The 24655-nt window shown below is 71.7% G+C and carries 24 protein-coding genes; 11 read left to right on the forward strand and 13 right to left on the reverse strand.

Annotated elements, in window-relative coordinates:
• Positions 1 to 59: 59 nt before the first annotated feature.
• Positions 60 to 1310: a cytochrome P450 gene (locus ACFP1Z_RS07600; protein ID WP_390315138.1), complete on the forward strand. Its 1251-nt coding sequence runs from the start codon at positions 60 to 62 to the stop codon at positions 1308 to 1310.
• A gap of 44 nt (positions 1311 to 1354) precedes the next feature.
• Here ACFP1Z_RS07600 and ACFP1Z_RS07605 read toward each other — a convergent pair whose 3' ends face one another.
• The gene (locus ACFP1Z_RS07605; RefSeq protein ID WP_390315139.1) at positions 1355 to 1930 is read right to left on the reverse strand and encodes a GNAT family N-acetyltransferase; all 576 of its coding nucleotides are present in this window, start codon (positions 1928 to 1930) and stop codon (positions 1355 to 1357) included.
• Between the two features lie 78 nt (positions 1931 to 2008).
• A complete protein-coding gene (locus ACFP1Z_RS07610) occupies positions 2009 to 2779 on the reverse strand; it encodes a GntR family transcriptional regulator (protein ID WP_390315140.1) in 771 nt (256 codons plus the stop codon).
• Positions 2780 to 3101: 322 nt separating this feature from the next.
• Between ACFP1Z_RS07610 and ACFP1Z_RS07615 the strand changes: the two genes are divergently transcribed.
• Positions 3102 to 3596, forward strand: a complete 495-nt coding sequence (locus tag ACFP1Z_RS07615) for a hypothetical protein (RefSeq protein WP_390315141.1) — start codon at positions 3102 to 3104, stop codon at positions 3594 to 3596.
• Positions 3597 to 3622: 26 nt separating this feature from the next.
• On the opposite strand, the gene ACFP1Z_RS07620 is transcribed toward ACFP1Z_RS07615, so the two are convergent.
• Complete coding sequence (locus tag ACFP1Z_RS07620) at positions 3623 to 5008, reverse strand: cytochrome P450 (protein ID WP_390315142.1); 1386 nt, start codon at positions 5006 to 5008, stop codon at positions 3623 to 3625.
• A 330-nt stretch (positions 5009 to 5338) separates the two neighbouring features.
• On the opposite strand from ACFP1Z_RS07620, the gene ACFP1Z_RS07625 reads away from it, so the two are divergent.
• The 3 genes from ACFP1Z_RS07625 to ACFP1Z_RS07635 all read left to right on the forward strand — a co-directional run bounded on the left by ACFP1Z_RS07625 (position 5339) and on the right by ACFP1Z_RS07635 (position 7335).
• On the forward strand, positions 5339 to 5962 hold the full coding sequence (locus ACFP1Z_RS07625) for a DUF6230 family protein (RefSeq protein ID WP_390315143.1): 624 nt from the start codon (positions 5339 to 5341) through the stop codon (positions 5960 to 5962).
• Between the two features lies 1 nt (position 5963).
• Positions 5964 to 6527 (forward strand): DUF6114 domain-containing protein, encoded by a 564-nt coding sequence (locus tag ACFP1Z_RS07630; protein ID WP_390315144.1) that lies wholly within the window; start codon positions 5964 to 5966, stop codon positions 6525 to 6527.
• Between the two features lie 124 nt (positions 6528 to 6651).
• A complete protein-coding gene (locus ACFP1Z_RS07635) occupies positions 6652 to 7335 on the forward strand; it encodes a hypothetical protein (RefSeq protein ID WP_390315145.1) in 684 nt (227 codons plus the stop codon).
• A gap of 12 nt (positions 7336 to 7347) precedes the next feature.
• On the opposite strand, the gene ACFP1Z_RS07640 is transcribed toward ACFP1Z_RS07635, so the two are convergent.
• Positions 7348 to 9411, reverse strand: a complete 2064-nt coding sequence (locus ACFP1Z_RS07640; protein ID WP_390315146.1) for a bifunctional glycosyltransferase 87/phosphatase PAP2 family protein — start codon at positions 9409 to 9411, stop codon at positions 7348 to 7350.
• 151 nt (positions 9412 to 9562) lie between these two features.
• On the reverse strand, positions 9563 to 11656 hold the full coding sequence (locus ACFP1Z_RS07645; protein ID WP_390315147.1) for a DHA2 family efflux MFS transporter permease subunit: 2094 nt from the start codon (positions 11654 to 11656) through the stop codon (positions 9563 to 9565).
• A gap of 304 nt (positions 11657 to 11960) precedes the next feature.
• On the opposite strand from ACFP1Z_RS07645, the gene ACFP1Z_RS07650 reads away from it, so the two are divergent.
• Positions 11961 to 12644 (forward strand): HAD-IA family hydrolase, encoded by a 684-nt coding sequence (locus ACFP1Z_RS07650; RefSeq protein ID WP_390315148.1) that lies wholly within the window; start codon positions 11961 to 11963, stop codon positions 12642 to 12644.
• 319 nt (positions 12645 to 12963) lie between these two features.
• Here the strand turns inward: ACFP1Z_RS07650 and ACFP1Z_RS07655 are convergent, their stop codons facing one another.
• Both ACFP1Z_RS07655 and ACFP1Z_RS07660 read right to left on the reverse strand, forming a co-directional pair.
• On the reverse strand, positions 12964 to 13545 hold the full coding sequence (locus ACFP1Z_RS07655; RefSeq protein ID WP_390315149.1) for a TMEM165/GDT1 family protein: 582 nt from the start codon (positions 13543 to 13545) through the stop codon (positions 12964 to 12966).
• A gap of 186 nt (positions 13546 to 13731) precedes the next feature.
• On the reverse strand, positions 13732 to 14562 hold the full coding sequence (locus ACFP1Z_RS07660) for an ABC transporter permease (RefSeq protein WP_390315150.1): 831 nt from the start codon (positions 14560 to 14562) through the stop codon (positions 13732 to 13734).
• Positions 14563 to 14692: 130 nt separating this feature from the next.
• Between ACFP1Z_RS07660 and ACFP1Z_RS07665 the strand changes: the two genes are divergently transcribed.
• Together ACFP1Z_RS07665 and ACFP1Z_RS07670 are read left to right on the forward strand one after the other, a co-directional pair.
• Complete coding sequence (locus ACFP1Z_RS07665; RefSeq protein ID WP_390315151.1) at positions 14693 to 15172, forward strand: DoxX family protein; 480 nt, start codon at positions 14693 to 14695, stop codon at positions 15170 to 15172.
• Between the two features lie 276 nt (positions 15173 to 15448).
• Positions 15449 to 16087: a DedA family protein gene (locus ACFP1Z_RS07670; protein ID WP_390315152.1), complete on the forward strand. Its 639-nt coding sequence runs from the start codon at positions 15449 to 15451 to the stop codon at positions 16085 to 16087.
• A 257-nt stretch (positions 16088 to 16344) separates the two neighbouring features.
• On the opposite strand, the gene snpA is transcribed toward ACFP1Z_RS07670, so the two are convergent.
• Positions 16345 to 17013 (reverse strand): snapalysin, encoded by a 669-nt coding sequence (gene snpA, locus ACFP1Z_RS07675; RefSeq protein ID WP_390315153.1) that lies wholly within the window; start codon positions 17011 to 17013, stop codon positions 16345 to 16347.
• 255 nt (positions 17014 to 17268) lie between these two features.
• Between snpA and ACFP1Z_RS07680 the strand changes: the two genes are divergently transcribed.
• A complete protein-coding gene (locus ACFP1Z_RS07680) occupies positions 17269 to 18312 on the forward strand; it encodes a LysR family transcriptional regulator (RefSeq protein ID WP_390315154.1) in 1044 nt (347 codons plus the stop codon).
• A gap of 65 nt (positions 18313 to 18377) precedes the next feature.
• On the opposite strand, the gene ACFP1Z_RS07685 is transcribed toward ACFP1Z_RS07680, so the two are convergent.
• From ACFP1Z_RS07685 to ACFP1Z_RS07705, 5 genes are all read right to left on the reverse strand, one after another.
• Complete coding sequence (locus ACFP1Z_RS07685) at positions 18378 to 19016, reverse strand: hypothetical protein (protein ID WP_390315155.1); 639 nt, start codon at positions 19014 to 19016, stop codon at positions 18378 to 18380.
• A gap of 70 nt (positions 19017 to 19086) precedes the next feature.
• On the reverse strand, positions 19087 to 19740 hold the full coding sequence (locus ACFP1Z_RS07690; RefSeq protein WP_390315156.1) for a LysE family translocator: 654 nt from the start codon (positions 19738 to 19740) through the stop codon (positions 19087 to 19089).
• 79 nt (positions 19741 to 19819) lie between these two features.
• Positions 19820 to 20836 carry a PDR/VanB family oxidoreductase gene (locus tag ACFP1Z_RS07695; RefSeq protein ID WP_390315157.1) on the reverse strand — a complete coding sequence of 339 codons (1017 nt, stop codon included), beginning with the start codon at positions 20834 to 20836 and terminating at the stop codon, positions 19820 to 19822.
• A 77-nt stretch (positions 20837 to 20913) separates the two neighbouring features.
• Positions 20914 to 21405: a GNAT family N-acetyltransferase gene (locus tag ACFP1Z_RS07700; RefSeq protein ID WP_390315158.1), complete on the reverse strand. Its 492-nt coding sequence runs from the start codon at positions 21403 to 21405 to the stop codon at positions 20914 to 20916.
• Positions 21406 to 21441: 36 nt separating this feature from the next.
• The gene (locus ACFP1Z_RS07705) at positions 21442 to 22461 is read right to left on the reverse strand and encodes a diiron oxygenase (RefSeq protein WP_390315159.1); all 1020 of its coding nucleotides are present in this window, start codon (positions 22459 to 22461) and stop codon (positions 21442 to 21444) included.
• A 307-nt stretch (positions 22462 to 22768) separates the two neighbouring features.
• Here ACFP1Z_RS07705 and ACFP1Z_RS07710 point away from each other — a divergent pair, with 307 nt between their 5' ends.
• Positions 22769 to 23641: an MOSC domain-containing protein gene (locus tag ACFP1Z_RS07710; RefSeq protein WP_390315160.1), complete on the forward strand. Its 873-nt coding sequence runs from the start codon at positions 22769 to 22771 to the stop codon at positions 23639 to 23641.
• Between the two features lie 309 nt (positions 23642 to 23950).
• Complete coding sequence (locus ACFP1Z_RS07715) at positions 23951 to 24655, forward strand: MmyB family transcriptional regulator (RefSeq protein ID WP_390315161.1); 705 nt, start codon at positions 23951 to 23953, stop codon at positions 24653 to 24655.

The raw sequence follows: 24655 nt of genomic DNA on the forward strand, positions 1-24655 counted from the left end.
GACGGTGCATCAACTCGATGTGTGTCCGCACCGCACCCCCGACGCCCGGAGCACCCGCCATGCCCCCTCCAGCGCTCCCCCTCCCCCTCCCCTTCCCCGACGGTTTCGACCTCACCGACCCGGACCTGTGCCAACGCGGCATCCCCCTGCCGGAGTTCGCGGTGCTGCGGCGCACCGCGCCGGTGTGGTGGAACGCCCAGCCGCACGGCGTGGCCGGTTTCGACGACGACGGCTACTGGGCGGTGACCCGGCACGCGGACGTCAAGGAGGTCTCGACCCGCCCCGAGGTGTTCTCCGCCCACCGCAACACCTCGATCATCCGCTTCAACCCGCACATCTCCCGCGAGCAGATCGACGCCCAGCGGCTCATCATGCTCAACATGGACCCGCCGGAGCACACCCGGGTCCGCGCCATCGTCCAGCGCGGCTTCACCCCGCGGGCGATCCGCTCGCTGCGGGCCGCGCTGCGCGCCCGCGCCGAGACCATCGTCGCGGCGGCCCGCGACCGCGGCAGCGGCGACTTCGTCACCGACATCGCCTGCGAACTCCCCTTGCAGGCCATCGCCGAACTCATCGGCATCCCGCAGCGGGACCGCGCCCGCGTCTTCGACTGGTCCAACAAGATGGTGGCCTACGACGACCCGGAACTGGCCGTCACCCAGGAAGCCGGCGCGAACGCGGCCGCCGAACTCATCGGCTACGCCATGGCGCTGGCCGGCGGCCGCAAGCAGTGTCCGGCCCAGGACATCGTCACCCGGCTCGTGGCGGCCGAGGACGCGGGGAACCTCGGAGAGGACGAATTCGGGTTCTTCGTCCTGCTGTTGGCGGTGGCCGGCAACGAGACGACCCGCAACGCCATCACCCACGGCATGCACGCCTTCCTCACCCACCCCGCCCAGTGGGACCTCTACTGCCGCGAACGCCCCGCCACGACGGCCGAGGAGATCGTCCGCTGGGCCACCCCGGTCACCTCCTTCCAGCGCACCGCCACCCGCGAGACGGTCCTGGGCGGTGCCCGGATCGCCGCCGGCCAGCGCGTCGGCCTGTTCTACGCCTCCGCCAACCGCGACCCCGAGGTCTTCGCCTCCCCCGACACCTTCGACATCACCCGCGACCCCAACCCCCACCTCGGTTTCGGCGGCGGAGGCCCCCACTTCTGCCTGGGCAGGTCCCTGGCCACCCTGGAGATCGACCTCATCTTCTCCGCGATCGCGGACACGATGCCGGGCATCCGCCTGGAGGGTTCGCCACGACGGCTGCGCTCGGCCTGGCTGAACGGGGTGAAGGGGATGCGGGTGCGGTACGGGTGACCCGGGGTGCCGACGCGACGGCACGCCCCCGCAGAGCGCCCGCTTCAGCTGCCGGACGCCGCCGCCCGCTCCCGCGCCCGCAGCAGCGTCGCGTACACCGCACCGCCCGGCCCCGGCCCCGGCCGCTGATCGCCCACATGCGCGTAGCCCCAGCCCTCGTACAGCTCTCTCAGCCTCGGGCGGTCCGCCTCGACCATGAGCGTCACCCGCGACTCCGAACGGCCGCCGAGGAGTTCGTCGTGCAGACGGCGGACGGCGCCCGTGCCGCGCCAGGCACGGCGGACGAAGAGGGCGTACAGGGCGAGGGTGCGTGTGCCGTCCTCGGCGGTCTCGGCGCCGGACAGGCCGGGGGACAGCCGGGACCACCAGTCGCTTCCGGCCGGGAGCGGGGCGCCGTAGACATAGCCGACGGCGCGCCCCCGGTCGTAGCCGACGACGACTTCCCAGCCGGGGAGGGCGGCGTGGGCGGCGAGGCGCTCGCCGAACCGCGTGACCGAGTGGAAGGGGTCGGCCAGGCGGTCGGCGAGGACCTCGCCGTAGATGTCGAGCAGGGCCCGCCGGATGACGGGGAGGGCTCCGGGACCGTAGTGCGTGATGTCCAGACCATCGGCTCCGGTCATGTCAGGCTCCCTCGGCGGACGGGCAGCGGGGTGTTGCCTTTGATGATGCCGCGAGCGGCGGCCGGGAGCGCCCTGCTGTCAAGCGGGCGTGAACTCGTATTCCGTCTCGCTCAGATGACCCGCCTTGACCAGCTCGGTGACCTCCACCGGGCGCTCGTGGTCGCTGTAGACGACGCGGAGGGTACGCAGCACGGGCAGGCTGGTGGGCAGCCGCAGCGCGTCGTACTGCTCCTGGGTGGGGACCCGGGCGGAGACGCGGTCGATGCTGAGGCGGGGCGGGTGGCCGAGCTCGGCCAGCAGGGCGGGAGTGCCGCCCTTGAGGCCGCGGCGCTCCATGATGGCGGTCCCCCGGGCGAGCTCCAACGGGTAGTAGGACTTGACGAGTTCGACCGGCTCGCCGTCGACCTCCAGCACGTGCCGGCGGAGCAGGGCGGCGGTGCCGTTCTGGATGTTCATGGCGGCGGAGATGTCGGCGGGCGGCACCGTCTCCCTGACCTCCAGGAACCGGCTCTGCCCCTCGCTGCGCCGCGAGTTCACGAGCGGGCGGCGCGGCGCGGGGACCGGGCGGGTGGCAAGGCCGGCGGGGCGGCTGGTGCGCTGCCGGTGCTCGCGGACGATGACGGCCAGGCCCGAGCGTCCGATGACGAGCCGCTCGTCCTTGAGGAGCTGCATCGCCTTCTGGATCGTGGCGCTGGACGCCTCGAACCGCTCCTTGAGCCGGGCCGTGGACGGCAGGTTTTCGCCGGGGGCCAGGTCTCCGGCCATGATCTCGGCACGCAGGTCGGCGGCGATCCGCTCGTGCAGGGAGCGGGAGTCCTGGGCGTCGGCTTGGGTACGGGGCACGGTCATCCGATCTCTGTTCCGTGGCACGGCCGTTACTCAGGGCACGGCCCGCCACAACGTCCTCCAGAGACGCTGAGGGTACCGCTTTCCCGGCACCCGCCGCACGGCCAACGAGCCTTTTTGAAAAGCGACTTGCCCATATTTCATGAAGACCGTTACGGTGTTCAGGCCCAACTGCACTGGTCCGAGGCGGTACTTCAGCATGTCCATGCCCTCATCGCGCCGTCAACGTCGTTCCCTCGCGCGCCACTTCCCGGGTCACTCCCCGCGTCGTACCTCGGGCGTCTTCTCGCGTCTGAGATCGCTGGCGCGCGCCGCGCGCGACGGCGTGACGGGCACTCTCGCGGGAGCGTCGCGGCCCCGGAACCGCCGGGAGTGCGCCCGGTGCGGCGGCCCCGCGCTGCCGGAGCCGCCGCCCGTCCCCCGCCCGTACCTCCCGGACCGCGTCGGCCAGGCCGTGCGACGGGCGCTGGAGCAGGGCCCCGGGGCGGCACCGGCCGTCACCCTGGAACTCCGCCGGGCCCTGATCACCCTGCTCCCCTACGCGGCCCTGCACCGCGACAGCCTCGACCCGGCGCGTGACGCCTCCTGGGAGTACGTGGACGCGACCGTCTCCCGCGCCGCCGCCTGGCAGTACCCGACGGTGCTGCCCGTCACCCCGCTCGCCGCGCTCGTCGCGGAACTCCTGCGCTACGCCGAGCAGGTGCCCCGGCACATCGCCCCGCCGTCCGTGCTCACCTGGTGCTGGCCGGAGCCCGAGGCGCGCATCGCGCAGGCCCCCGCCCCGCAGCCGGTGCTCGCGGCGCCCGTCGGCGCCCCGTAGCGCCCGCGGACCCAAGGGAGCCCTTCTCAGCGCGCGTACGCCTCCTCCCTGCGCCGCACCACCATCGGCATGAGGCTCGGCCGCATGGTCCCCTTGACCACCGGCACGACCCTCAGCCCCGTGGCCGGGCCGATCTGCCACCGCTGCAGCACGGTCGCGACGATCAGGGAGATCTCGGTGGCGCCGAAGACATCGCCGAGGCACTTGCGCGAGCCGGTACCGAAGGGCAGTTGGGACTCCTTCTGGGCGGGCGTGACGCGGTCCGGGTCCCAGCGCCAGGGGTCGAAGCGGTCCGGGTCCGCGAAGACCCCCGGGTCGCGCTGCAGGCAGTACGGGCTGAAGAGGACGTCCGCACCCGCCGGGACCAGATAGCCGCCGAGCTCCACCGGACGCGTGGCGACCCGGCTCAGCAGCCAGAACGGCGGGTACAGACGCAGGACTTCGGTCAGGCACTGCTTGAGGGCGCCCATCCCGCGCAGGTCCTCGGCACGGACCCCGCGCTCGCCGACCGCGCGGCGCAGCTCCGCGAGGACGGTCTCCTCGGCCTGCGGCTCCCCGGCGAGGTGGTGCAGCAGCCAGGCGGCCGTACTGCCGGTGGTCTCGATGGCGCCCATCAGCATGCTGATGACCTGGTCCTTGAGCTCGGCGTCGGTGAGCCGGACGCCCGTGTACGGGTCGCGGGCGCGCATCATCGCGGACAGCAGGTCCCCCCGGTCCGCCCCGCCGGCCTCCTCCGCGCGGTAGGCGCGGATCTCGCCCTCGACGGTGCGCTGGATGCCGTGCAGCGCCGCGTCGAAGGCGGCGTTGACGGGGACGGGCGCCCGGTGCACCCAGTCGACGGGGATGAACATCCTGCGGTGCAGCCCGGCCAGCATCGCCGGGAAGTGCCGCTGGATCTCCTCGGCCGCGTGCGCGGCGCCGGGGCCCGAGAACAGGGTGCGGGCGGCGACCCGGGCCGCCAACCGGTGCAGCACGTCGACGAGTTCGACATACTGCCCGTCCTGCCAGGAGCCGGCGAGCGCGGCCGCGCAGCGCTGCATGACCCGCGAGTACTCCACGATCCTGCGGTGGTGGAAGGCGGGCTGCAGCATGGGGCGCTGCGTCCTGTGGTCCACCGTGGGGCAGGTGCCCACGGCGTTGCCCACCAGGGCCTTGGCGCTGTCGATGAAGGCGCCGCCCTTGTCGAAGGCGACCGGGTCGGCCAGCAGCCGCCGCACGAGGTCCGCCCGGGTGACCAGATGGACCGGTTTGGGGCCGAGGCGCAGCTTCACCACTCCTTCCGTGCCGACGGCATGCTGTTTCTGAAAGAACGTCAGCGGATCGCGGAGGATCGCCAACAGGTGCCCGGCCAGGGGAAGTCCGCCGGCCGCGGTGGCCGGGGGGACGGGGACTGGGTGCACTGCGGTCGTCATGAGTCGTCCTGCCCTCGCTGTCCAGCACGCCAATCAGGCCTTTACCCGGGCCATGGTCCGGTAAAGCGCGGAGGTGAGGGTGGTACCGACGCGGCGGTTCAACTTGCCCTGCACACAAGGAACTCAGGACCGCCCCACTCCAGCCGCATCCCCTGCACAAACCCTTGCCAGCCCTCCGCGCCGGACTTACCCTCGGGTACACCTCGCGGGGGTGCGGTCCGCCGCGCCCGCACCGACGCGTCACGTCCCCCCACGCTCCATCCCGTACGCCCGCAGCGCGGCGGCACGGTTACGCAGCGCTGCCCTACCGCTTCGACGAGGGGCAACAGCATGAAGGACGAGCAAGGAAGACCCGTCACCGGACGCGTCAGGTGGCGCCGGTTCGCCGTACTGGCCGTACCGGGGTTCGCGGCCACGGCCGCGCTGGCCGTGGCGCTCGCGCAGGGGGCGCTGGCCGCCTCGTTCGCGGTGTCCGGGCAGCAGTTCAAGGTCGCGGCCGACCAGCTGGAGGGCGAGGGCTTCGCCCAGTACGGCAGCTTCGACGTGAACAAGCGCGACCAGCTGATGCCCGTCGTCGTCACCGGCATCAAGAAGGCCACCCTGCACAGCCTGTGCCAGTCCGTGGTGACCGAACTGCCCGTCATCGGCGCGGTGTCGCTCAACATCAGCGCGGGCCAGGACCCCAGCAACCCGGTCAAGGCCGAGGACCTGTTCGTCGACGCGACCCAGATGTCCGGCAACGCCTCGTTCCAGGACATCGAGATCGGCCGCGACGCCTCCACGCTGGACAAGGGCCCGCGCAAGGCCAAGGGCATGCAGGACATGTTCTCCCAGCAGGCCCAGAAGGTCACGGTCGACAATCTCCACCAGACCGCCTGGGCCACCACCGCGGGCACCTTCAAGCTCGCCGGCCTGAACCTCCAGCTGCACAAGGGCAAGCAGGAGTGCTTCTGACGTGGCGGCCGGCACCGAGCCCGTGACCGGCCGGCGCCGGCCGTGGCAGGCATGGCGGCAGTGGCGCAAGGGACGTCCGTTCTGGGGCGGCCTGTTCGCCGTCGCCGCCGGCGCGGAGATCAGCGCGATCCCGCTGGCCCCGCTGAAGGTCATGCTCGTCCAGGGCATCGCGGGCGTCCCCGCCGTCCTGATGGGCCTCGTGATGATCGTGATGGGCCTGAGCGCCTGGTTCGCGCCGTACTACCGCACGCTCGCCGGCATCGTCACCGTCATGTGCGCGGCGGCCGCGCTGGTCATCTCCAACCTCGGCGGCTTCCTGCTCGGCACGGTGCTCGGCGTGGTCGGCGGCAGCATGATCTTCGCCTGGCAACCCAGGGCGCCTTCGGCGCCGGAGGCCGATTCCCCGGGGGAGCCGGACCCGCGGGTACCACCCGCCCCGGAAACACCCCCGGGCCCAGCCGCCCCGGACGCCGGGCCCGACGGCCCCACGCCCGCCCCAGCCCCGGGAACCAACCGGAACGACGGCCCCACAGCCGGCCCGCACGCCTCCGCACGGCTCCGGTGACGCCAGGCCCTCGGTCGTACGCCCGGGAGACCGGCCGGCGCCCCACGGGCGGTTCCGGGCCGGCGTCCCGATGACCATCACCTCGCTCGATTCCGCAACTCCACCAACCCCCGAAGGAGTTCGCATGACCGTCCGGAGAGTCCGTACGCGTGCCCTCGTCGCCTCGGGCGCCGCTCTCGCCGCTACCGCGGCGCTGACCCTCACCGCCACCGGCAGCGCCGACGCGCGTACCCTCGACGCCGGTTCGACCACCGTCGGCCCGGCGGGGCACTCGTTCGCGGCCACGCTCAACGGCAGCGCGAGCTTCCAGGCCGGATCCGTGACCGTGACGTGTTCGGTCTCCAGCAGCCAGCCCGGGAACGGCAACAACCAGATACCGGCCGCGCCCGGCAACACCAACCCCTCGGGCCCGGTCGCCAGCCCCATCAACCCGCCGACCTACTCCAACTGCTCCACGAGCATGCCGGGCGTGAGCGCGAGCATCGCCACCTCGGGCACGTGGGGTGTCTCGATGCAGAACGGCTCGCCCGTCACCGCCACCCTCACCGTGCCCACCGGCGGCCTTGTCCTGCAGACCTCCGGCATCGCCACCTGCACGGTGACGGCCGCGCCGAGCGGGCCGGCGAGCTTCGCCGCGACGTTCACCAACGGCGCGCCGTCGCAGATCACCGTCACCGACGCGGTGGTTCCCGTGACCGTCACCGGCGGCATGGGCTGCCCGACGTCCGCCACGTCCTCGACGTTCAACGCGGTCTACGACGTCACGGACACCACGGACTCCTCGCAGCAGATCACGGTCGGCAGCTGACGCCGCCCGGCCTCAGGCCGGGGTCTGCTCCCGTTCCCGTACCACCGGCCCGGCGTCGAGCGGCCCCTCGGCGCCGGGCCGGCCGCCTTCCGCGGGCGGTGCGGCCGTGCCGCGTCCCGGTCCGGCCAGCGCGTACTGGATCGCGAAGCCGAGGGTGACGACGAGGGCGCCGCCGAGGGCGTCGAGCACGTAGTGGTTGGCGGTGCCGAGGATGACCAGGAAGGTCATCAGCGGGTAGAGCATGCCGAGCCACTTCATCCACGCTCTGGGGGCGACGGCGGCGATGACGACGCCGCACCACAGCGACCAGCCGATGTGCAGCGAGGGCATGGCGGCGTACTGGTTGGACAGCTCGGTCAACGCCCCGAAGTCCGGATTGTCCAGGTCCTGGGGGCCGTTGGCGGTGTCGATGAAGCCGCGGCCGGGCATGAGCCGCGGCGGCGCCAGCGGATATACCCAGAAGCCGACGAGCGCGAGGAGCGTGGCCAGGGAGAGGGCGGTGCGGGCCCAGCGGTAGGTGCCGGGGCGGCGCACGTACAGGTAGACGAGGAGGGAGACGGGCACCAGGAAGTGGAAGGTGCCGTAGTAGTAGTTCATGGCGCCGGTGAGCCAGTCCACGCTTGCCACGAACCGGTTGAAGCCGTGCTCGACGTCGAGGTGCAGGAACTCCTCGATGCCGAGGATCTGCCGGCCGTGGCCCTCGGCGAGGGCACGCTCGTCGGGCGCGCTCGCGCGGATGTAGGAGTAGAACCAGTAGCCGACCCGTATCAGCATCAGCTCCAGGAGCACGTTGGGCCGGGTCAGCGGCCGCTTCCAGAAGCGGAACAGCGGCACCCAGGAGAGCCGGCCCGGGCGCGGCGCGCTGACGGGCGTGGGCACGGGGCGGTCCCAGTGCTCGCGGTCGCGGGTGAGGAAGGGCACGGCGCAGGCGGCCAGGAGGGCGGCGAGCAGCGGCGCGTTGTCGCCGATGGGGCGCAGCACCGGGTTCTTGTCGGGCATCAGCACGGTGCTGGTGAGCGTCATGACGAGGACGACCATGACGGGCCACACCAGGCGGTCGGCGCGGCGCCTGCCGACCCGGCCGACGACGGCGAGCAGGATCCACAGCGTCTGGTGCTGCCAGGCGGTGGGCGAGACGGCGACGGTGACGCAGCCGGTGACGGCGGTGGCGAGCAGCAGCTGCCCGTCGCGGGCGTAGGCGGCGGCGCGGCGCAGGCCGAGGACGGCGACGGCGGCGGACAGCAGCCCGTACAGGGCGAGTTCGGCGGGTCCGCCGAGGCCGAGGCGCAGCAGCAGTCCGTGCAGGGACTGGTTGGCGAGCCCGTCGGGTGCCTGGCCGAGGCCGGCGCCGGCGATGTGGTGCACCCAGTAGGCGGCGGAGTCGGCGGGCATCAGCGCCCACGCGAGGGCGGTGCAGGCGGCGAAGGTGCCGCCTGCGGTGAGGGCGGCTCTGCGCCGTCCGGTGAGCCACTGCAGGACGGCGAAGAGCAGGACGGCCGGTTGCAGCGCGGCGGCGAGGCCGACGAGCACGCCGCCCGCCCGGCCGGTGCCGCCGGCGAGGCGGGGCAGCGCGCAGCCGAGGAGGACCAGCAGCACGGGAAGGATGCTGGTCTGGCCGAGGGTGAAGGTGTTGCGTACGGGCAGGGAGAGCACCGTCAGACAGAGCGCGGCGGGCGCGGCGAACTGCGCGGTGCGGCGGGAGACGGGGCGGGGCAGCGAGCGGGCGGCGACGAGGGCGACGGCGGCGACGAGCAGCAGGGTGCCGAAGGTCCAGCCGAGGCCGAGGCTGTTCTCGGCGGCGCGGGTGAGGGGTTTGAGGACGAGTCCGCCGAAGGGGGTGCCGGTGAACTTCTCGCCGGCGCTGTCGTAGAGGGAGCCGCGGACGTGCAGTACGCCGTTCTCGCCGATCCACCGCTCCAGTTCGGTGAACCGCCGCTCGGGGGGCAGCCGCAGCACCGCGGCGGCCTGACGCACGGCCAGCAGCCCGGCGAGCAGCCACAGGGCCGCCGGCGCGAGGCCGGTCCGCTGCCCCGCTCCCGGTGGACCGGCCGGTCCACCCGTCTGTGCATTCGCCACGCCCTGCCGCTCCTCCGGTCGCCCAAGTTCGGTCACCCTCGTCGGGCTGTGGATGACCTTACTGAGTCCTGGGCCACACCCGCAGGTCGCCCTCCGGCCACCTGGGCGTTGCCACGGGGACGGGGGTACGCGCGGGTGACGGGGGCGGTGGTCAGCGCGGGTGGTCGTGGTCGCCGCGGGGCCCGTCGTGGGGTTGTTCGGCGTCGGATCCGCACAGTTCGCCGGAGAGTTCCTGGACGAGTTGGCGCAGGTCGGTGGGGCGGTCCTTGGTCCACCAGTCGCCCAGCAGTTCGGCGAGTGACTCCTCGCGGGCGCGGAAGAGCAGTTCGGCCTGCCGGCGGCCCTCGTCGGTGAGGACGAGCGGCAGCCCCTGGCGTACGGCCAGGCCGCGGGTCTCCAACTGCCGGGTGGCGTCGGTGATGACGCGCAGGGGGATGTCGACGCGTTCGGCGAGGAGGGCGGGCTCGGCGGATCCGTGGCGTTTGATGCGCAGCAGCAGCCAGCTGGCGGCGGGCAGCAGGTCGAGCCCGGCCCGTGCGGTGAGCTTGGCGTAGATGTGGCGCTGTCCCTCGCGGCTGCCGAGCAGGGAGAGGATGCGGGCGGCCTCGTCGTGGGAGGAGCGGTGGACGGGGTTGGAGGAGACGACCTCGCCGGCGTCGGGGACGGTGCAGCCGCCGCGCAGCGGCTGTTCCCTGACGAGGAAGGCCAGGGCGAAGGCGAGCAGCATCACGGGCACCGCGTAGAGGAAGACCTCGGTGATGGACTGCGAGTAGGCGGCGATGACGGCGGTGCGGGTGCCGGGCGGCAGCAGGGCCATGGCGCGGGGGTCGGACGTCAGGGACTTGGGGGTGACGCCGGGCGGGAGCGGGGTGCCGGCGAGGGCGGTGGCGACGCGGGGGCCGAGCCGGTTGGAGAAGATCGTGCCGAAGACGGCGACGCCGAAGGAGGCGCCGATGGAGCGGAAGAAGGTGGCGCCGGAGGTGGCGACGCCGAGGTCCTGGTAGCCGACCGAGTTCTGCACGATGAGCACGAGGACCTGCATGACGAGGCCGAGTCCGAAGCCGAAGACGAAGAAGTAGACGCTCATCTCGGCGACGCCGCTGGAGGGCTGGAGCCGGTGCAGCAGGAGCAGGCCGACGGCGGTGACGCCGGTGCCGGCGATGGGGAAGATCCGGTAGTGGCCGGTGCGGCTGACGAGCTGGCCGGAGCCGGTGGAGGCGATGAGCATGCCGAAGACCATCGGCAGCATGTGCACGCCGGACAGGGTGGGTGTCACGCCCTGGACGACCTGGAGGAAGGTCGGCAGATAGGTCATGGAGCCGAACATGGCGAAGCCGATGACGAAGCCGATGACCGAGCAGAGCGTGAAGGTGCGCATGCGGAACAGGCCCAGCGGCAGTACGGGTTCGGCGGCGCGCAGTTCGGTCAGGACGAAGGGGACGAGCAGCAGGAGGCCCAGGACGCCGAGGCCGACGATCTGCCAGGACGTCCACGGGAAGCTGACGCCGCCGAGCGAGGTCATCAGCACCAGGCAGGTGGCGACGGCGGCGATGAGGAAGGTGCCCAGGTAGTCGATGCGGTGCGGGGTGCGGTGGACGGGGATGTGCAGCACGGCGGCGATGACGGCGAGCGCGACGAGGCCGACGGGCAGGTTGATGTAGAACACCCAGCGCCAGCTGAGGTTGTCGACGAACAGCCCGCCCAGCAGCGGTCCGAGCACGCTGGACGCGCCGAAGACCGCCCCGAACAGGCCCTGGTAGCGGCCGCGTTCGCGGGGGGCGACGATGTCGCCGACGATCGCCATCGACAGGGCGATGAGCCCGCCGCCGCCCAGTCCCTGCAGCGCGCGGAAGCCGATGAGCTCGCCCATGTTCCGTGACTGGCCGCACAGCGCGGAGCCGACGAGGAAGATGACGATGGCCGTCTGGAACAGTTTCTTGCGGCCGTACTGGTCACCGAGCTTGCCCCACAGGGGAGTCGCGGCGGTGGAGGCGAGCAGGTAGGCGGTGACGACCCACGACAGGTGCTCCAGGCCGCCGAGGTCGCTGACAATGGTGGGCAGGGCGGTGGAGACAATGGTCTGGTCGAGGGCCGCGAGCAGCATGCCCATGAGCAGGGCGCCGATGGAGACCATGACCGCGCGCCGCGACCGGCTCCGGCCGGGCTCCGGCCCGGCCACGGCGCCGGGCGGCCGGCCGGGTGCGGGGTCGGCGGCCCCGGCGGGCTCCGGGGTCTGGTCCGCCATGGTCGCTCCTGTCGCTGCGGGGACGCGGCCGGGGTGCGGCTCTCGTGCGGCTCGACGGCTTCCGGCCGGGCCGCGGGTGCCGTCACGCTCCATCGTGGGCCGGATCGGCGCGCGGGGCCCGCCGGGCTAGGCCATTGGGCAGGGCGGGCGCGCGGTCCCGGAGGCGGGTGCCGGGGGGCCGACCTGGGGCGTTGGCGTTTCGCCCCGGTCTTTTTGTATCGTTGAGGAACAAAGTGGCCCCGCCCGTATTCCCTGACCGGCGGGCGGGGCCGCTTGTCTGTCTCCCGCGCCTTGGAGTACGCCGATGCAGCCGGCCCACCACGCCCCCGCCACCAGCACCACGCTGACCGCCCGCGCTCTCCTGTTGGACATGGACGGGACGATCGTCAACTCCGATGCCGTGGTGGAGCGCTGCTGGCGCCACTGGGCCGCGGAGCAGGGACTCGACGGCGACGAGGTCATGAAGGTCGTGCACGGCCGGCAGGGCTGGGCCACGATGGCGGCGCTGCTGCCGGACCGGCCGATGGAGCTCAACCACGCCGACAACGCGCGCATGCTGGCCGCCGAGACCGCCGACGTCGACGGCGTCGTCCCGGTCGGTGGCGCCCCCGCCTTCATGGCCGCCCTCGCGGAGCTGCCGCACGCCCTGGTCACCTCCGCCGACCTCGCCCTGGCCACGGCCCGCATGGGCGCGGCCGGACTGCCGATGCCGCACGTGCGGGTGACGGCGGAGTCCGTGGGCGCGAGCAAGCCGGACCCGGAGGGCTTCCTCAAGGGCGCGGCCGCGCTCGGCTTCGCACCCGAGGACTGCGTCGTCTTCGAGGACTCGGAGGCGGGGATCGCGGCGGGCCGGGCCGCGGGCATGCGCGTGGTGGGCGTGGGCCCCCGCGCGGCGGCCTACGCGCCGGACCCGCACGTCACCGACCTCACGCGGGTACGGGTGACGGCCCTGCCGGACGGCGGCATCACGCTGAGCATCACGGGCTGAACGCCCGTACGGGCCGTACGGCCGGGACAGGTGCCCGGTTCCGTACGGCCCGTACGCGTACCCGGGACGCGACCCGGACACCCCGGCGACCATGTGAGCCGGAACCGGCCCCGCGGCACGGCCGCACCGGCCCCGTACCCGCGCGGCACCGCCGCACAGGCGCGGGCCCCCGCACACGACACGGAACCCCGCACGGCAGTGCACCCGCAGCCGGAACCGGCCCAGCGGCACCGGCCCGGTACCCGCGCGCACGGCAGCCCAGGACCACGCCCCGGCGGAACGCCGAACCGCGCGGCAGCGCACCCCGTCCCCGTCGGCGTCAGCCGACCGCCGCCCCGTAGAGGCTGAAGCCCGCCAGCACCAGCATCACCAGCGCCGCGACTTTCGTGATCAGCGCGAGCGGCACCCGCTTCATCAGGGCGCGGCCGCCCACGATGCCCAGGCCCGCGACGGCCCACAGGCCGAGCGTGGCGCCGACGCCGACGGAGAGCGGATCGCCGTAGCGGGCGGCCAGGTTTGCGGTCATGATCTGGGTGAGGTCGCCGAACTCGGCGACGAGGATCAGCGTGAAGCCGGCCCCGGAGACCTTCCAGAAGGACTGGTCGGCCGGCCGGGCCACTTCCTCCTCCCCGTCGTCCTTCTTCAGCAGCAGCATCGCCGCGCCGACGACGAACGCCAGGCCCACGATCACCTCCAGCAGCCGGTGCGGCAGCAGCGTGAGCAGGCTGCCGGCGGCGATGGCGAGGGCGACGTGCACGGCGAAGGCGGCGGCGACGCCGGCGAAGACGTACGAGGCCCGGTAGCGGGTGCCGAGCATCAGCGAGGCGAGGGCGGTCTTGTCGGGCAGTTCGGCGAGGAAGATGACGCCGAAGACGAGCGCGGCGACGGTGAGGCTGAACACGGAGGCGGTTTCCCCTGTCGGTGGGGCTGCCGCGCCGAGAGGGACCGAAAGGCTTTCCGGGGTCGCTTCGGCACGGCAGCGTCGTGGACACTGCGGCCGAAGGTCTCGCTGGCCCGCGAGCGGTGCGCGGGCCTCCGGGCGCCGGCCGGGCTGGGCCCAGCAGTGTGTCGACGGTCCGGCGAAGAGCTACTCCCCTTCTGCTCCCCTCAGGGTACGCGACCGCCGCCGGGCGCGTCCGCCCCCGTCCGCGCGGTGCAGCCGCCCGCGCGCGACGAGTTCGAGGACGACGGCGACCGCCACGGCCTGCACGGCCAGCAGCGCGACCAGCACGAACAGCTGCACCGCGCCCGCGAGGAGCGGCGAGGCGCCGCCGAGCAGCATGCCGACGAACGCGCCGGGCAGCGTGACGAGGCCCACGGTGCGGGTCTGGTCCAGGCCGGGGACGAGCGCTTCGGAGGCGGCGGGGCGGGCGACGAGCAGCCGGGCGTCGCGGTCGGGCAGCCCGAGGGCCATGCCCGCCTCGACCTCGCCGTGCCGGGTGCGCAGTTCGTCGAGGGCGCGCCGTCCGCCGAGCACGGTCGCGGTGAGGCCGCCGCCGATGAGGATGCCGGTGATCGGTACGAGCGCGACGCCCTTGAGGGGGACGAGCCCGGTCAACAGCAGCACGGCGACGACGGGGGCGACGCCGGCGGCGATGGGCACGGCGGCCCACCACCACGTGCGGTTGTCGGTGATACGGCGCCCGGCGGTCCGTACGGCCACGGCGAACATCAGGAACAGGAAGCACAGCAGCAGCGGTACTTCCCGCACCACCCAGCCGATCAGCGCGGAGACGGCGGCCAGTTGGACGGCCGCGCGGATCCCGGCGAGTGCGATGGCCCGGTGGTAGCCGCGTTCGCGGAAGTCGGCGAGGCGCGCGAGCGCGGCGACGCCCACGGCGGCGACGAGCAGGACGGCGAGGACCACCCCGAGGGTGGTGTTCACGGGCAGCAGGGCCGCGGCGGCGAGCACGCCCACACCCTAGGCCGGATGATCGCCGCCGGACCCTCTCCCGGACCTCCTTATAAAAACTTGAACTTGCAAACATTGAAAGCTCAACCTAATGTGGAATCCTCGCATCCGTCCCCCCGATACGAGGAGCACTGCCATGCCCCCCACCCCCGCCACGGCGAGCCCCGCCCGCCCGGCCGGCGCGACCCCCACCGCGCCCGCCTCCCTCGCGGAGCGGCTCGACGCCGCCCGCCCCTACGCCCTGTCCGCCTTCCGCGTCGTCGTCGGCCTGCTCTTCGCCTGCCACGGCGCGGCCTCGCTCCTCGGTGTCCTCGGCGGCGCCGCGGGCAGCAACGGCGGCACGATCCCCTTCGGCACCTGGCCGGGCTGGTACGCGGCGGCGATCCAGCTCGTCGGCGGCGTCCTGGTGCTGCTCGGCACCGGCACCCGCACCGCCGCGTTCGTCTCCTCCGGCTCGATGGCCTACGCGTACTTCACCGTCCACCAGCCCGAGGGCCTGTGGCCGATGCAGAACGGCGGCGAGTCCTCGGCGATGTTCGCCTGGGCGATGCTGCTGCTGGTCTTCACCGGGCCCGGCGCCGTCACGCTCGACCGGCTCCTGCGGCGCGGCCGCTGACGCTCGCGCGAGCACCTCACGACGTACGGCGGGGCCCGGCACGGACGGGCCCCGCCGTCGCGCGCGCCGGGCCGTCCGCCGGAGCGTCCGTACGGCAGTCCGTACGCCCGTCCGTAGGGTCGTGAACCGCCCCGTGACACGGGCAACACCCGCCCGCGAACCCGCGCCCCGCCCTCATGTCCCACCAGCCTCAGGCGTAGGCTGTGCGGTTGTGAAGGCCGCCCCTGCCGCTCCCCTGCGACGTCGCGGCGGGGGTCCCTACCAGGAGATCAGGACGTGCTGGAGCAGTTGGGGGTTTGGGCGGATACGCCCTGGATGTACGCCATCGTCAGCGTCTCGATCGTGCTCGACGTCTTCGTCCCGGTGCTGCCCAGCGGCGTACTGGTGATCACCGCCGCGACGGCCGCGGCCGGCACCGCCGCCGACGCGGTGGGCGACGCGGCCGGCCGCCACCCCCACGTCTCGCAGATGCTCACGCTGGTGATGTGCGCGGCGACCGCCTCCGTCCTGGGCGACCTGGCCGCCTACCGGCTCGCCTGGCGCGGCGGTGACCGCCTCGACCGCGCCATCTCCCGCTCCCGCCGGCTGACCGCCGCCCAGGAACGCCTGGGCACGGCCCTGCTGCGCGGCGGCGGCCCGCTCGTGGTCCTCGCCCGGTTCGCGCCCGCCGGGCGCAGCGTCGTCAGCCTCGGCGCGGGCGCGATGCACCGCCGGGTCGCCGAGTTCCTGCCGTGGTCGGCGCTGGCGGGTCTCGCGTGGGCGGCGTACAGCGTGAGCCTGGGCTGGTTCGGCGGCCAGTGGCTGGGCGCCGGCTGGATCGGCACCGCCGTCTCCGTCCTCGCCCTGTTCGCGGCGGGCGCGGGCGCGGCGTATGTGATGCGCCGCCCCGAGGAGGGGGAAACGCAGGCGCCGTAGCGGCCGTTACCGCGCGGGCCGTACGCCGGGGGCGCGCCGGGGCACGGGCGGGCGCGACAGCGGTACGAGCGCGCGTACGCGGAGGGTCCGCTTCCCGTACGGCCCGTACCGCACTCCTTCTCGTACGGCACGGGGACGGCCCGGCTCCGTGGGGGGAGCCGGGCCGCCGTTGTCCACCGTGCGGGCCGGGGGTGGCGTGGCCGGCGACCGGTGGACGGGGTGGGTGGATCAGTGGACCTCGCGGAACGCGCCGGTGATCAGCGGACCTTGGTGAGCCCGTCCTTGGCGAACGCGGAGAGCCCGTTGGCCCACAGCTCGTCGACGCGGGCGCGCTCGTTGGCGTTCGGGTAGACGTTCTGACAGGACGGGCCGGGGCCGCCGCCGGACATCAGCTCGCTGCACGGCCCCGAGTAGTGGTCCGGCAGGCCGAGCACGTGCCCGGTCTCGTGCGCGGCGACCCGGGTGGAGTTGTACTGCTGGTTCTGCTGGTAGTCGAGGAAGACGTAGCCGCGCCCGTGCCCGTCGGTGGAGGCGTACGAGCCGCGCGGGTCGTTGCCCTCGTAGTAGCTGAAGTCCGCGTTGCCGCCCTGCTGCAGCCGGACATTGCGCACCGAACTGTTCCATATCTGTGCGCTGTTGGCGATCTCTCTGGAGAACGAGGGTGCGTTGCTCGCGTCGTAGGTGACCGTGACCGTCCGCAGGCCCGGCGAGGCCGCCTGCTTGGCGAGCGCGGACTTCACGACCGCCTCGAAGAACGCCTTGTTGTTCGCCTTCTCCTGGGCGGAACCGGCGTACGAGGACGCCGTGTAGCCCTGGGAGGAGGACGGGGCGGGAGCCGATGCGGCGGTCGCGGGCACGGCGGTTACGACCGCCGCCGCGAGCCCGAGACCGAGAGCTGCCGACAGCACCGTGGTGGAGCGTTTCATGTGGGGGACTCCATTCGTGCCGAGAACCCCTCGCACCGCACGGGGTGGGGCCGTGCGACCGGGGTCCGCGGATGAACTGTTGGTCCCGCCGAGTCTCTGACGAGTAATCAACGGTGCGGATGATGCCAGTTGGCCATAACACCATCGAATCGCCTACCCTGCGCCCAGCACCCGGCCGGAACGATTCCGCTTCCGGCCGACATGTTCCTGACATGTGTCTGGTGTGACATAGGAGGCCGCAGTTATGCTCCCGACGTGGAGCTAGAGGTCAGACACCTCCGTGCGCTTTGCGCCATCGCGGACGCGGGAAGTGTCCGCAAAGCCGCGCTGCAACTGGGCATGACCCAGCCCTCGCTCACGACCCAACTCCGCCGTATCGAGGCCGCGATCGGCGGACTCCTCTTCACCCGCGGCCAGACCGGCAGCCGCCCCACACCCCTGGGCCACGCGGTCCTCTCCCGCGCCCGCCCCATCGTCGCCGAGATGGCGGCCCTCGTCGCCGCCGCCCGCGACGCCGCCGCCGGCATCGGCGGCGCACGGCTGCGCCTCGGCAGCGTGGGCGGCCGCGTCGTCACGGAGTGGCTGCGCCGCATACACCGCCGCCTGCCGGAGACCGACGTGACCATCCACATCGAGGTCTCCTCCACCACCCTGCTCCAACTCCTGGCCACCCAGCAGCTCGACGTCGCCTTCGTCCACGAGACCGAGGGCTTCCCCCTGCACGTCCCGCCCGGCATACAACGCCGCGTCCTGGCCACCGGCGAACCCCGCTTCGTCGCCGTCGCCGCCGCCCACCCGGCCGCGCGGCAGCACGTGGTCAGCCTCACCGACCTCGCCGCCGACTCCTGGATCGTCGACCCGACCGCCGACCACGAATGGGCCGCGATGCGGCGGGCGTTCACCGCCGCCGGCCTCAACCCGCGCCTGGTGCACGTACGCGACAACGCCACGGCCGCCGACCTGGTCGCCTCCGGCGAGGCCGTACGCCCCTGCCAGCCGACCGCCGAACCGACCGCGGGAACGGTCATCCGCCCGCTCCACGGCGATCCGCTCACGGCGGAGCTGTCACTGGCGATACGCCCGGGAGCGCTTTCCGCCTGCGAACACGATGCGCTCTTCACGGACTTGGAGGACGCCTACATCGCGCTGGCACGCGGGAACCCGACGTACCGGGCGTGGCTGGAGGGACAGGGACATCCCTTACTGATGCCGGGGCCGACGGGCCCGGTACCGCTCACGACGCGGGCTGCGGCGTCCTTTCGGGAGGACACGGCGCAGCGGTCCGCTGCGGGCGGCTGACTTCGCGGGTGGGCCCGCTACGGGCGGCGCTCTCCGTACGGTTGGCTCCCGCCGTACGGGACCCGCTACGGGCAGCTCTCCCCGTACTTGACCGCCCGCACCACGACCTTCTCGCCCAGCTTCTCCCCCGCCCGCGGACTCTGCGAGCACACCTGCCAGTTGGAGCCCACCAGCACGTGCCGCCCACGCCCACTGGCGTCCTGCGCGTCCACCTTCCGCGCGCCCACCGACTCGTACGCGGACTTCACCGACTTCCCCTTCAGGTCGGGAACGGTGTCGCCGGCCTTCTCCGGGGCGCCGCTGTCCTTGGCGGGGCAGGACTCGGAGACCTTGACGACCCCGAGCGCGACCTCCTGGCTCTTGTCCTGCTTGCCCGCTTCGGGCTTCTGCGTGCACACCTTCCAGTTGGAGGTCATCACCTGCGCCCGGTCGCGCCCGCTGGCGTCGTGCGGGGTGATGCGCCGGAACCCGGCGGCCTCGACGGCCTTGCGGGCCTCGGGGAGGCGTTTGCCGATGACGTCGGGGAGGTGGGCGGTGTCGGCCTTGCCGTCGGCGGAGGCCGGGGGTGGTGCGCTCGCAGGGGGCGTACCGGCGGCGCCGGAGGGGCTCGACACCGTCCCGGCGGCCCCGTTCTTCCCGTCGCACCCGACGAGCAGGGCGCCCGTCACGAGCACCCCCAGCCCGACAGCTACCGTCTTGCGCATGTTGCCCCCTGTGTCCGCTTGCCCTGTGTCACGGGTTCGTCGCGGACAGTCTGCCACCCGTACCCGTCGGTCAGGAGCTGGACAGACCGAGCAGGAGGCCGAAGCACACCAGGACGGCTCCGGTGGCCCTGTCCATGCCCAGCTGGACAGAGCGGCGCTGCAGCCACTTGCGGGCCAGATCCGTCGCCTGGATGAGCAGGCCGAACCAGAGCACACCAAGGAGCACATGGATCAGGGAGAGCAGGAGGCCCATCGCGAGATGCGACGCGCCGTCCGGCACGAATTGCGGCAGCATCGCGACATAGAAGACGCCGACCTTGGGATTCAGCAGATTGGTGGTGATTCCGCGCCGCCACGCCCGCATCGGCGTCTCGGCGCCCGTGACGGCCGTCGACCAGTCGGTCTCCTCGCCGGAGTTGTCCGCGGTGACCCGCCGCAGCGTCTTCCACAGCATGCTCACGCCCATCCACACGAGATAGGCGGCGCCGGCGATCCGCAGGGTGTTGTAGGCCACTTCGGAAGCCGTGACGAGCGCGGAGATGCCGAGCGCGGCCGAGATTCCCCAGGTGGCCGCTCCGCTGCTGATGCCCAGGACCGTGGCGAACGCGTGACGTTTGCCGTGGACGACCGAGGCCCGCAGGACCAGGGCGGTGTCGGGGCCGGGTGCCACCATCAGTGTGGTGGCGACCACCAGGAACGAGCCTATGGCGGAAAGCGTGTTCACGATGCAGCCCTTTCGGTGCCGCGACCTGGGGAGATCGAAGTGTCGGGATGGACAGTGCAGGCGTGTTGCAAGAAGTGGATCATAGATCCAGCACCAGCTTCTCGGACCGCGATCGCCCCACACAGATCATCATCGTCTCGGAAGCTTCCCGCTCCTCGTCGGTCAGCAGCGTGTCGCGGTGCAGAGGCGTGCCCGCCAGGACGGCCGTCTCGCAGGTTCCGCAGTGACCCTGCTCGCAGGAGGACGGCACACTGACCCCGGCCTCCCGCACTGCCTGCAAAATGCTTTTGCAAGGGGGCACTTCCACCGTTGTGCCGGTGCGCCGCAGCTCCACCTCGAAAGCGTTCTCCTCGGCAGCGTTCTCCCCGACAGCGTTCTTCTCGGCAAGCGCGGCGTCCTCGGCGCCCTGGGAGGGCCGGGCGGGCGGGGTGAAACGCTCGACGTGCAAAGTGCTGTCCGGCAACAGAAGGTCACAGGCGTCTTCCACGGCACGCAACAGACCCTCCGGGCCGCAGCAGTACACCACCGTGTCGGACGGCATCCCCGCGAGTGCGGCTTCGATGTCCGGCAGCCCCATGACGTCCTGGGGAACAAAGCTGACCAAGTCGCCGCAGAGATGGCGGAGTTCGTCCCGGAATGCCATGCTGTTCAGCGACCTCCCGCCGTACAGCAGCGAGAAGCCGGCGCGGATGTCACGGGCGCGCAGTTCTCGCAGCATCGCGAGAACGGGTGTGATGCCGATGCCGCCGGCGATGAACACATAGTGGCCCGCCTCGACCAGCGGGAACCTGTTCCGCGGGCCGCGGACCCGGAGAACCATGCCCACCAGCGGCGTCGTGTGGATCTCCTCCGAGCCGCCTCTCCCCTCCCTCTCCCGCAGCACAGCGATGCGATAGGAACCGCGCTCCTGCGGGTCACCGCACAGCGAGTACTGGCGGATCAGGCCCGAGGGCAGTACCAGCTCGATGTGCGCTCCGGGATCCCACTCGGGGAGGTCCTTGCCGGAGGGGGAAACGAGTTCCAGGCCGAGGACGCCTTCTGCTTCCAGGGTGGCCTGACGGACGAGCAGTTCTTGTGTGTGTCCCTCGGGGGCCATGGCTGATGACTCATCTCTGTGCTGACGAGAATGCGGTGGAGGGTGAGGCATGGCTCGACCGGGCAGCGGAGCAGCGGTCAGGCCGCGACGGTTTCGACGACCCGGGTGAGTGCGAGCACATAGCCACGGTCCGGGGCCGGTGCGGAGACAGGGGCACCGGGGCTCCGGAGCCATCCCCGGGCCTCGAAGAGACTCACGGCCTCCTGGCAGAACGGGCGGACCGTGACGGTCATTTCCGTGAAACCGGCGCCCTGCGCAGTACGTGCGGCCTCTTCGAGGAGAGCGGTGCCGATGCCCTTCCGGCGGTGACCGGCCCGGACCATGACCTTCGAGAGCCGCATGAGCCCCTGGCCCTGCCCTTCGGGCGCGGCGAGAAGCGCACCGACGATGATGCCGTCCTCCTCCGCGACAAGGTGCACAACGCTGTCGTCCGGCCTGTCGCCGAACGACATGAGGTCGGCGTCGGTCCCGTCCGGGTCGGCCGGGATGCCGTACTCGCAGAGGACGGGAAAGGCGATGCGCCGGACGGTCTCGCCGTCACTTCGCGTCGCATGACGGATGGTTGCCACGGTGTTCTCCTGTGCTGACTTTTACGAGCGGCTTGATCAGAGGTCGGCGGCGAGACCGGAAGCGAGGAACGCGTCCCGGGTCCCCGGGTCGTCCATGACGCCGATCATCCTGAAGTAGTGGATCGTGGCCTGGGCCGCTTCACCGATGGTCTTGTTCACATCGTCGCGAAGGTAGGACTCGTGAATGATCCGGTCGATCTCCGGGGCGGTGAATCCCGTCTCGTGGAGCCCATAGCTCATCGACCGGTAATCGGGCTCAAGAAAGGTGAAGATCAGCTCCGGGATCAGCGGGCCGATACGCCGCCGCTGGTCCCGGCTGAGCGCCGGCCACAGGTACTCAAGGAGGCTGCTGAAGTACGCGTGGTGCTTGCCTTCGTCCTCCGCGTGGTCGGCGACGAGTTCGCGCACCGCCACGGGCAGACGCTCGTCACGGGGGATCTCGCCCAGCATGTTGGAGATCAGGGTCTCGCTGACGACCGCGAAGACGAGCTCGTCGAGACCCTTGAGGTCCGGGTCGATACGGCGGTGGATCCGGTCGAGGCTCTCGACGAACTGCGGTGTCTCGGGCATGTGCGCCGGAACGCCGGTGCGCCGTTCGACCTGCTTGAGCATGTCGTAGGTGAACTGGGCGTGCCACGCCTCATCCGTGGTGATCTTGAAGGCGTCTTCCTTCATCTTCTCCGGCAGGTGAAGTCCGGCCCGCCCACGGCTGATCTTCGAGCTGATCGGGATGACCGCGACCTGTTCCAGTTCCACGGTGAAGTACAGGTAGTGATGCAGACGGTGCACGAGGATGCGCTCCGCGCATTCCTGGCCCCGTTCCCGGACCAGCGGGTGCGAGACAACGGGGACGAATTCGGGCGGGAAGTAGAGCCTGCCCTCGTCCTCCTCACGGAGTGCCCGCTGAGGCTTGGCCCGGACACTCGCCCGTTCTTCCCACCGTCCGAACCTGCTCCGGTACGAATCCGAACGGACCGACTGGACACCGGCCTGCAGAAGGTTATGGGCATTCGCGAAGCGTGCCAGGTCTTGTCGTGCGGTGCTGAACAGAGGCACGGAATTCCTTGGAGTGTGACTGACGCTGGTATGCCGTCGGCCGGGCGAGGCTCAGGTCCGCTCATACCCCCGACGACCTGCACGAAGATCTTTGATGCAGGCAGCACGAAGTGTCAACAGGCAATAATCTGCCGGTACTTGGGCGCACTGCCCGAAAAGATCCCCGCGAGTGGACCGGCAGATATCTGCCGGTGCGATCCGCCCGGCGCCCCGGGACGGATGAGGTAGGTTGGCGGCCCTTGGCCAAGTCGAGCCGCCATTCCACGGGCGGCCCGGCGCGGCATCGGGCAATTCGGAGGCAGGGGCAATGCCTGGGGCGGACACGCTGTCGTACGTCGTGGGGACGGTCGCGCAGGTCTGGCGATATCCGGTGAAGTCGATGGGCGGCGAGCGCCTGCCCGCGGTGACGCTGACCGACCGGGGACTGGAGGGGGACCGCGGCTTCGCGGTCCTCGACGTCGCGTCGGGGAAGATCCTCTCCGCGAAGAAGGAGAGACGGCTGCTGCTGGCCTCCGCCAGAACCTGCCCCGACAACGGCGTCCTTGTGCGCCTGCCCGGCGGGACGGAGCTCGAAGCCGGCGACCCGCGACTGGACCAGTGCCTCTCCGGCTGGCTGGGACGCGCGTCCCGTCTCGTCCGCCCGCTCCCCGGCCAACGCGCCCTGTTCGAGAAGGTCCTGGACGACGAGGACGAAGAGGCGAACGGAGCGACGAAGGAACTGGCCACCCAGCCAGGGGTCTTCTTCGACACCAAGTCGGCCCTGCACGTACTGACCACAGCGAGTCTCCGCGCCGCTCACCGGCTCTACCCGGAGGGGGACTGGGACGTCCGCAGGTTCCGCCCCAACCTCCTGGTGGACACGGCCGGTACGGGCACCGGGGACGAAGGGTTTCCGGAGGAGGCCTGGCCGGGAGGAACGCTCACGCTGGGCGAGGCCACCGCGTGGGTACGCAAGGCCACCCCTCGCTGTTCGATGACAACTCGGCCGCAGGGCACGCTTCCTGAGGACCGGGGGATCCACCGGACGCTGGCCCGCCTGCACCACAACATATTGGGCGCCCTCGCCCACCCCGCAGGCCGCACCGTGGTGCACGTCGGGGACACGCTGCGCCTGACCCCCGGGCAGCCGTCCCGTCCGGAGGCCGGCAGGGCCAACTTGTCCGACAGCACCTATTTTTGACGCAATGCAGGAAGGATCACTTCCGTTTTCACAAAACGGTCATCGACCCTTCGGTTACCCAGTGAAAACGCTCACAGCGTAGGTGAGAGTACGGCAGGTTAGACTGCCCCCGTCGGCCGGCGCCAGGGCGCTGGGGGGGAACGTTCTGCGTGAGTGTCTATGTCTGCCGCACAGCAAATCACAACACTTGGGTACTTTCCTTCCAGGAAATCGACCCGTCTTCCAGCAGCTCCTGCCCCTGCGGCATTTCCTGAGCTCTTACGCTCGTGGCGGGCGGAAGCCGGCCGCACTCGGGGCCATGAGCGCCCGATGTCCCAGGCGGAAGTGGCGAGGTCGCTGGATGTCAGCGAGCGCTGGTTCCGTGATCTCGAACGGGGCGTCATACCGCCGCGCCTCTCCCGGAAGCTGATCGACCGGCTCGCGGAAGTCCTGTCCCTCGGACCGGACGAGCACTGGGCACTCTGCCAGTACGCGGCCGGAACCACTCCGCTGACCAAAGAAGCCAGCCAGACCGACCTGAACACTGTGCGGCTGCTGCTCGACCGGCAGTCCCCGGCCCCTGCCTATTGCACCGACTCACTGTGGAACATCGTCGCGTTGAACCAGGAAATGCACGCGTGGTTCCCATGGGCGAAGCTCCCGCAGGCGAATCTCATGCACTGGATCCTCACCGACCCCGAAGCGCGTGAGATCCTGGTCGACTGGATCGACCACGTACCGGTTTTCCTCGCACAGATCCGTTTCGCCCTGGCATGCCGGCCGGATGACAGCGAATTGGCCATGCTGGTCGAAGACGTCCTCCGGGAGCCCGAGTGCTTCCGCATATGGACCGAAGACCGGAGTGTGACCGCGTACGCGGACGGCCGGGTTTTCCGGTTGAGACTGCCGGGGCGCGAACGCGAGGAAGTGGAAGTCGTGTCCCACGTGCTGATTCCCGCGTACTCCCAGGATCTCCGCCTCGTCATCCTGGCACCGCGCGAGCCGGCCTGCGGGCCCGGGCCCGGACGCGCGTGA

The organism is Streptomyces gamaensis, assembly GCF_042656465.1.
Classification (GTDB): Bacteria; Actinomycetota; Actinomycetes; order Streptomycetales; family Streptomycetaceae; genus Streptomyces; species Streptomyces gamaensis.